10 protein-coding genes are annotated in these 7,499 nt (G+C 45.3%); 7 read left to right on the top strand and 3 right to left on the bottom strand.

Annotation, left to right across the window (positions count from 1 at the left end; translation table 11 throughout):
• Nucleotides 1–300 precede the first annotated feature (300 nt).
• From AC58P7_RS30620 to AC58P7_RS30600, 5 genes are all read left to right on the top strand, one after another.
• Nucleotides 301–624, top strand: coding sequence for an ArsR/SmtB family transcription factor (locus tag AC58P7_RS30620; RefSeq protein WP_497349730.1), 324 nt, complete (start codon nt 301–303; stop codon nt 622–624).
• Nucleotides 608–1,066, top strand: a complete 459-nt coding sequence (locus AC58P7_RS30615; protein WP_497349728.1) for an SRPBCC family protein — start codon at nt 608–610, stop codon at nt 1,064–1,066. The genes AC58P7_RS30620 and AC58P7_RS30615 overlap by 17 nt, the downstream gene beginning before the upstream one ends.
• Before the next feature lie 46 nt (nt 1,067–1,112).
• Complete coding sequence (locus tag AC58P7_RS30610) at nt 1,113–1,292, top strand: hypothetical protein (protein ID WP_497349726.1); 180 nt, start codon at nt 1,113–1,115, stop codon at nt 1,290–1,292.
• Between the two features lie 2 nt (nt 1,293–1,294).
• Entirely contained in the window at nt 1,295–1,684 is a 390-nt protein-coding gene (locus tag AC58P7_RS30605) for an SRPBCC domain-containing protein (RefSeq protein ID WP_497349724.1), read from the top strand.
• A 327-nt stretch (nt 1,685–2,011) separates the two neighbouring features.
• Nucleotides 2,012–2,647 carry a GGDEF domain-containing protein gene (locus tag AC58P7_RS30600; protein WP_497349722.1) on the top strand — a complete coding sequence of 212 codons (636 nt, stop codon included), beginning with the start codon at nt 2,012–2,014 and terminating at the stop codon, nt 2,645–2,647.
• Nucleotides 2,648–2,740: 93 nt separating this feature from the next.
• Here the strand turns inward: AC58P7_RS30600 and AC58P7_RS30595 are convergent, their stop codons facing one another.
• Together AC58P7_RS30595 and AC58P7_RS30590 are read right to left on the bottom strand one after the other, a co-directional pair.
• Complete coding sequence (locus AC58P7_RS30595; RefSeq protein WP_497349738.1) at nt 2,741–3,451, bottom strand: DsbA family oxidoreductase; 711 nt, start codon at nt 3,449–3,451, stop codon at nt 2,741–2,743.
• A 34-nt stretch (nt 3,452–3,485) separates the two neighbouring features.
• Entirely contained in the window at nt 3,486–4,358 is an 873-nt protein-coding gene (locus tag AC58P7_RS30590) for an SDR family oxidoreductase (protein ID WP_497349720.1), read from the bottom strand.
• Between the two features lie 147 nt (nt 4,359–4,505).
• Here AC58P7_RS30590 and AC58P7_RS30585 point away from each other — a divergent pair, with 147 nt between their 5' ends.
• Nucleotides 4,506–4,862, top strand: a complete 357-nt coding sequence (locus tag AC58P7_RS30585) for a winged helix-turn-helix transcriptional regulator (protein ID WP_497349718.1) — start codon at nt 4,506–4,508, stop codon at nt 4,860–4,862.
• 79 nt (nt 4,863–4,941) lie between these two features.
• On the opposite strand, the gene AC58P7_RS30580 is transcribed toward AC58P7_RS30585, so the two are convergent.
• A complete protein-coding gene (locus AC58P7_RS30580; protein ID WP_497349716.1) occupies nt 4,942–5,151 on the bottom strand; it encodes a hypothetical protein in 210 nt (69 codons plus the stop codon).
• Between the two features lie 306 nt (nt 5,152–5,457).
• Between AC58P7_RS30580 and AC58P7_RS30575 the strand changes: the two genes are divergently transcribed.
• Nucleotides 5,458–7,374, top strand: coding sequence for a DUF2334 domain-containing protein (locus AC58P7_RS30575; RefSeq protein ID WP_497349714.1), 1,917 nt, complete (start codon nt 5,458–5,460; stop codon nt 7,372–7,374).
• The last annotated feature ends 125 nt before the right edge of the window (nt 7,375–7,499 follow it).

The following is a 7,499-nucleotide window of genomic DNA, read 5'->3' as shown; positions in this document are numbered from 1 at the left end:
AAACGCACATTGGACAACCAGTTTTGGAAAACCAATGGACTTAAAAGTTTAGCGGACAGATACCACGATTTACGGAATGTTTCATGAACCGCCGTATACCGAACGGTACGTACGGTGGTGTGAGAGGTCGGGGGCTAGCCGCCCCCTCCTACTCGATTATAAGGTTAACTTATCTCATTGCACGAGACCCCTTATGGAGTAGTTCTTCTAACTTCAGGCCAAAATATAACAAAGGATATCAGGTTGCACGGTTACTTTAATTAAGTTGACACTTAATTAAGTGTGTGCTAAATTAATGTCATGATAGATAAAGCCATTCAAGCGATAACGGAGCCTAGGCGCAGAGATATTTTACATCTTGTCCGAGATGGAGAGCTGACCTCCAGCGCAATTGCGTCGCATTTTGACGTATCAGCACCAGCCATATCACAGCACCTTAAGGTGCTAGAAGAAGCAGGACTCGTTGTAGTGAGACGAGAGGGTACCAAACGATTTTATGGCATAAGGAGGGAAGGGTTTGCTGAGTTGATGCAGTACATCGAGAGCTTCTGGGACGACAGCTTAATGCGCTTAAAAGAAGCCGCGGAAGAGGAGGAAAGAAGAAAACATGACGATAATCAGTAGCAATGACACGATTAAGAAAGAAATATTTATCGAATGCCGTCCGGAGACGTTGTTTTCTTTTTTTACGGATCCTGAGAAATTAGTTCGTTGGATGGGGCGCCACGTTCTGCTCGATCCGAGTATCGGGGGTAAGTATCGCATTGATGTAAATGGTAGTGACATTGCGATGGGTGAATACAAGGAATTGATCCCGAATGAGAAAATCGTGATGACATGGGGCTGGGAGAAATCGAAGGTGGTTCCGCCTGGATCCAGTACGGTTGAATTTCGATTGACGCCCAAAGATAATGGAACGCTTTTGGAATTGACACATTATGATTTGCCGGCAACCGAAGTTGCCTCACATGTACAAGGATGGACGCATTATATGCCTCGCATACAAGCGATCGCACAAGGCCAAGATCCGGGTGTCGATCCGTGGTCTGAACAAGCTATGCATTAATTGAATACGGAAAATAATTATGATATATAAGGAGACTTTTATAAAAATGACTACACTATCTTGCAATTGTGGATTTCAAATAACGGATGCGAACAAATATAAGGTTGAAGCGGCTATGTGGCATCACGCCATTCAAGATCACGCGGACATGCTGAAGAGCATGACGGTTGATATGCTGGAGCAGTGGCTTATGAACAAAGATGAGCAATTAAAGGAGGGGGCATAACGATGAGTGGAACGATTCGTCAAGAGGTTACGTTCAGTGCTAGTCCTGCGCGTGTCTATGATATCTTAACAAGCAGCGAGCAGTTCAGCAAAGCTAGCGGCGGAGCTCCCACAGAGATTAGCACAGAAGAAGGCGGGACATTCTCCTGCTTCGGAGGCATGATTTTGGGCCGCAACATTGAACTCGTGCCTAATGAGCGTGTTGTACAAGCTTGGCGTGTTGCGAACTGGGCAGAAGGAGTTTATTCACTAGTTAAATTCGAGCTGCAGGAGAAAGGTTCCGAAACTGTGTTGGCATTTGAACATTCCGCTTACCCAGAGGAGCAAGGCGAGCATCTAGCAGCTGGATGGCATACGAATTATTGGGAGCCGATAGCAAAACTATTAGCTTAAATAGATGAAGCAGCACGCTGAGGGTTGGCGTGCTTTTTCGCATGGCAGGGGGTTCAACCATGGTTGATGTGTTCACCGAAATAACAATACTTTAAAGCGGCATTCCTTGGAAAGCAACTTTCCTATGTATATCAGGTCACCGAATATATACCTCTGGTTTGATGTCTACCAGAAGAACCCCAGAGACGTTAAACCGCATAAACCAAATATTTCTTGAAATGTATAGATCAAGTGTGTCAGTATAGACCTAAGTAGACACAATTTGGATGATGGTGATTTGGGATGAACTATTCGGGAAGAATCCTTATTATATCGGTTGTTGTAGTCATGATCGTCGCCTTAAGAACCTATGGTACGCTTTATTATAACTTTCCCTCTCTTCAGTTTCCCTTGTTTGGTATTCTTATTTTATTTGCAAGTTGGGTGCTAGGAACGCAGTATGATAAATTAAAGTTTCTTTCGGAAAGAGATAATCTGACGACGCTATACAACAGGAGATTCATACTGGATATCTTTCCTAAGTTCATCGCTTCGGTGGATCGAAAACAGGAGAAGCTGATTTTATATTTTATCGACGTGGATAATTTTAAATTAATCAACGATTCCCGTGGGCATAAAATCGGTGATCAGGTACTGCAACGGATTGGAAACGCATTAATGCTTCATTTACATAAAAGGGATATAGCCGCTCGTTGGGCGGGTGATGAATTTTTGATCCTGTCGACTTCATCGGATATCACCAAAAAAGAATCAATCATTAGTCATATCCAAACCGAATTAAAAGTAGCTTCTCGAGATTTCAATTTGGACATTTCGGTTTCCATTGGAACGGCTGTGTATCCCGATGAGGCGCGAACGCTGGATGATTTGCTTCATGCAGCGGATCAAGATATGTACGCTTTAAAATCCGATAGAAAAAGTAATAATCACAATGCGGTTGTAGCGAGTCAGAGCTTTAATTGAGCAATTGGCGCATGCATTGTTTTATATAAATGTGAGAAAGAAGCACCCTCTCGGGTGCTTCTTCTTTGGTAGTGCGCCCTTATTATCTCATCGTTATGGTTTATTCGGGACGACACACGTGCCGTCCAAACAAGCTTCATCGTTTGCCGATTCTGCAACCTGTGGCGGTTGCTGGGCATCCCATACCTGCTGCATAGTGTTCAGGTAAACGCTGCTTGGTTGGGCTCCGGACAAAGCATGCTTACCGTGGATGACATAGTACGGAACGCCGCGGATACCAAGGCGGCTGCCGTTCTCTTCTTCGCCCCGCACCTGCTCGGCAAATACATTGCTCGCGAGCATGGAGAGGGCCTCTTCCCGATCAAGCCCTGTTGCTGCTGCAATGTCCGCAAGGGTGCTGTGATCGCTTATATTCTTCGACTCGCTGAAATATGCGCGGAATAACAACTCCGATATCGCGGCACCCTTGTCAGATTGCTCAGCAAAAAGCCGTAGACGATGAGCATCGAAGGTGTTCGTCAGCACGAGGCCATCGAATTGAAAGTCGAGACCTTCAGCCGCGGCCTGTTGACTCAGCTTCTGATTCATCGCAATGGCTTCTTGACGGCTCATGCCGTATCGGGAAGAGAGCATATCATAGACATCGTGCGGGACGCTTTTGGGGGCATGGCGGTCTAGCTCAAAGCTGCGGTAGATAACGTCAACGTGATCACGATGTTCAAAGTCCGCTAGGGCTTGCTCGAAGCGGCGTTTGCCAATATAACAGAACGGACAGGCGAAGTCCGACCAAATTTCTACTTGCATAAGGCTCACCTCAATGTTGGGTTTTATGAAACGATTATTTATTGAATAATAGCGCAATACTTTCGTGGATGGAAGTCGGTTTTTTCCCGATTAGTTTCTCAAGATCTGTTGAAGTACGCCCTTCTGTGCCAGCAGCCATTTTGCTATCAATGGCAACTAAGAACTGTACAAGTCCTTCAGGAAGCCCGGCCCCAAGCATCCCTTCAACAGAGTCAGCGTCTGAAACGGATTGATAAGCTACTTTTTTTCCTGATACCTGAGATAAAATGTCTGCTAGTTCTTCATAGCTCCAAGATTGGGACGAAGCTAACTCATAGACTTGGTCTTGATGTCCATCTTCGGCAAGGACAGTTGCCGCAGCTAAGGCTAAGTCATCGCGTGTTGCTGTATTAATTTTTCCTGTTCCTGCCGAATTTATGATGCTGCCGTTATCGATATAAGATTGCAAACCTGGATGAATGTATAATTCTTGATACCAGGTATTTCGCAAAACAGTCGTTGGAATGCCTGATGCCTTAAGCGCATATTCCGTCGCTAGATGAACATTGGCCAGAGGTGCAAATGCGTCTACATCTGCAAATGCGAAACTCGTGTAAACGATGTGCTGGGCGCCGGCTTTTCTGGCTGCTTCAATGGCACTAACATGTTTGCGCACGCGACTGATGGATTCATCTTGTGGTGAAGAAATCAGTAAGAGCTTCGAGGTATCTGCATAAGCCTTTTCCATCGAAGCGGGATCATCCCAATCCCCAAATCGAACCTCAATTCCTAGATCTGCAAAGGCAGAGGCTTTCTCCATATTGCGAACACTAACAGCGATTTCGCTTGCTGGAACTTTTGTCAGTAAGTGCTGAACCACCAATTTACCCAATTCACCTGTTGCTGCAGTAACCACGATTTTTGACATTGTAGATGTCCTCCTATTTATAAAAAATTGTTGTTGGATAATTAACTATAGTCATATATTATTATGGTAGCTTGAAATATGTAAGTAGTCATTATTTTGTGACATAGTCATAAAAATATGACCATTAAGGAAAAAGAGGGATTGCGCATGTCTCGAACATCGTTTCAAGGTGAAATTCCAGAGGAACAAATCGAAGTCTGCCCCGTTACAGCAACCCAAAATGTCATTGCTGGCAAATGGAAAATCATCATTCTTTGGCATTTGAGGGAAACAAGGAGATTTGGCGAGCTTCAACGATTGGTACCAGGCGTGTCAAAAGGAATACTAACCACTCAGTTGAGAGAGTTAGAAAAGGATCAAATGGTTCATCGGAAAGTATACCAAGAGGTCCCTCCCAAAGTGGAATACTCTCTGACGGATGCAGGAAGAAGTTTTATCCCTATTCTCGAGAGTATGGGCGAGTGGGGCAAGAAATATGGGATGAACAAGAAGAATGGTCAATGAAATCGAGACTATTCGATAAGGATTACAAAAACGAAAAAGCACCCCCGCGGGTGCTTTTTCTCATCTATACACGAATCCATCAAGGGTTCGCGAGGATCTTCCCATTTTGCCACTCAAATTCGTATTCAAATTGTTCCGTTGAGTCATAAAGTTCAGGTGTGTACAGACGAACAATGTGATTTTCTGTACGTTTCTCCGATAGCTTCTCTGGCTGACTCTCTTTTGCAGCAACACCTAATACGGATAGGGAAAATATACAGAAAAATACGAAACCTATTTTTGCTGTCATATTCGGATGCCTCCGTCACAATAGAATACCTTCATTTTAGTATGCGTATGTCATTGGAATATTATCTTAATGTGAAGATCAAATTTACAATTATAAATATAGGTCGCAGTTATCTTTTCTCTTCAAATTTTCATGAATTCCACAAAATTGGTAACGTTTCCAATGTTGCTGTGCCTAATTCTATTTCTTTTTAACCTAAGTTCAATCTCTTATAGTAAGACGTCATAAATTCATATATAATTTAGAGGAAAATGTCGAAATCATAGGAATAATCTACGTTTTACATAAATGGGGGAGCAGGCTAGCGTGAAACGTAAATTGTGGCAGCAAATCGGAATAGGTATCATTGGGGGCGTGATCGCAGCCGTTGCGCTGGCCGCTTATATCCCGACGCAGACAGAGACGAATGTCTCTCCGAATGTGGATAAACGCCATGTCATGATCCGCTTAGAAGACGTGGGGCTTGGCGGTGATTACAACACGCTGGAAGGACTCGGTAAATTGCGTGCAGTGATGGAATATTTGGAGTCCGAGCATGTACCGTTCCATGTTGCAGTGATTCCGAGAAGGATGAGTCAGCAAGCGGACGGTGTCTGGAAGGAAAAAGGCATTGACGACCCTAATCCGGACGAAGTTGTTAGCGGGTTTATTACGCTGCTCCAACAGGCTGAGCATCATGGCGGCGTATTGGGGATGCATGGATATCGCCACCAGTATGGAGAGACTTATCGTTCAGATGGCGAGCAGAATTCAGGGACAGGTTCGGAATTTAATATCAAAGGCGCGCCAGAAACACAGGAAATCTCCTATGCGGCGGAACGGATGAAAGAGAGCTTGGCTGCCTTTGCCAGGGCTGACTTACATCCCGCGTTCTGGGAGTCTCCCCACTATAAAGATACCCGTGAGCAGGAGGGCGTGTTCCGTTCCTTCGTCGGACTTATGTATCAGCCGGATCTCTATGCCAAAAACTCTCGTAACGATATTAGCGCCTATGATACGATTAATACGTTCGGACAAGATAGTTTAGGTTCTGTCTATATTCCTGCGCCATATCGCTATGTAAGCGATGCAAATTCGGTCGATCAGATGTTGGAGAAGGCAGCGACGAATGATGAGCTAGCTTCCTTTTACTTTCATCCGTTCTTGGAATTTAAGTATCTAGAGCCTGTCGTTGGCGCAGACGGACATCCAGAAGAGAAGGATGGCCTTCCCGTCTATCAATATAAAAAAGGGGACACGGACTCCTACCTCCATAAATTGATTACAGGCTTCAAGAAGCTGGACTACCGCTGGATGTCACTGTATGATATCGTCCCCTTCACCCCTGCACATCGTGTTACGCTGCCACCTGATACGAAGCTGCAAAATGTGCTTCTCGGTGATGTCACAGGTCGCGGGCATGCGGATGTGGTCGTGCGCCAGTTGCATCGCATTTTAGTTATTCCCGGCAATTACGATATGCCGAGGAATCGACAGCAAGAAGCTTCACAGGTTTGGTTAAGAGAAGCGTTTACCCCCCAAGAATCACTGCTGCTCGTCGATGTCAATGGCGATGGTAAGCAAGATCTGCTAGCGTATAACGACGAAACGGGAAATGTGCGGGTAGCCTTGGCGGATAAACAACAGTTCTTACCAGCCAAAGCAATCGGTGCTTTACCGACAGGTCTTACCTCTGTACAAGCGCTGCGATCAAGTAATGGCGTTGGCTTAATCGCCAGAGGGGACAACGGCCTCGTACAAGTTAGTCTGCTGAATCAGCAGGTGACGTATACGGAGTCGAACTCGAAGCTGCCCGATGATGCTGAAATTCTCACAGCAAAATTACAGGACTCAGCTGCAGACGATATTGTTTGTGTATCGCATAAGGATAAACGCGTATCCATTATGTATCATCAGGGGAACGGGATGTTCGCTGCGCCCCAATCGGCAGGTGGAGTTTCCTTTGGAATTAACGACCAACTGTTAGTGGGTGATACAGATGGCGATGGGCGAAGCGATTTAATCGTATACACTGCGGAAACCGGCATTTGGCGAGTGTTCCAGAATGACGGGGAGAACCACTTCCAGCCTCTGGATAACGAGTTCGGTTCCTGGGCACAAGGCAAGGAACGGCGGGGTGTCGTTGCTGATTTTGATGGCAATAAGAAGACCGATATAGGCTCCTATAATGAAATAGAGCATGTGCTGGATCTGGCGCTGTCTTTTCGAGGCGGTACGCCTTAGGGGGAGCTGGTTCCAACGGTGAAAGCAGTTAGTACAGAGATTTCTCTGTAAGGGCTGCTTTTTCTTTTTGGCGTGGATGATGCACATCTGGCTAACGATTTAGTACGATCTGATATAATATAAGG

This window comes from Paenibacillus sp. J22FR5 (genome assembly GCF_059691975.1).
This window is presented reverse-complemented; position numbering and strand designations above follow the sequence as displayed.